At 72.7% G+C, this 572-nt stretch carries 1 pseudogene; it reads right to left on the bottom strand.

The window, feature by feature from the left end:
- Window positions 1-572: pseudogene (locus tag IE069_RS15550) on the bottom strand (IS5/IS1182 family transposase); the annotation flags it as partial.

The raw sequence follows: 572 nt of genomic DNA, 5'->3' as shown, positions 1-572 counted from the left end.
AGGCCGAATCGGCCAGCACTTGCACCGGGGCGCCTCCGGTGTTGAGGTCCTGGGCCAGCAGGGCGGCACCGGCTGCCGGGTCCGTGGATGCCTCCCCGGTGGCCATCGTCAGCTTCGCAGCGGTGACCAGCCCGGTATCGGGCTCGATGACCAGGTGGCCCTTGTATCCGTCCCGGCGCTCCCGGCGGGTCTTGTGCGCGTGGCGTGCCTCGGTGTCGACGGTGGAGACCAGCCGGTCCGGTGCGACCTTCCGGGCGATCCTCCACCGCCCATCTGTGCCGTCGGAGCCCTCGTCCGGTTCCACGTCCTGCCCGGCCACCAGGGCCAGCAGCCCATACGCCGCAGCGGCCTTCGACCCGTCCTCCAGGGCGTCCGGGGCCGTGGCGGCCAACAGGGCGAGCGCGTCGTTGACGAGCACCGAGACCAGTTCGCGTTTGGCGTCCTCGTCGTCCCAGGCGATCTCCGGCTTCCCCGCCCGGGAGTAGTCGTAGCCGGTGGCATGGGCGGCCAGCAGGTCCTGGCCGGCCGGGACCTCGCGGCCGAAGCGGCGGATCGCGGCGATCAGCTGGGTG

Source organism: Zhihengliuella salsuginis (genome assembly GCF_014651715.1).
Lineage (GTDB): Bacteria > Actinomycetota > Actinomycetes > Actinomycetales > Micrococcaceae > Zhihengliuella > Zhihengliuella salsuginis.
This window is presented reverse-complemented; position numbering and strand designations above follow the sequence as displayed.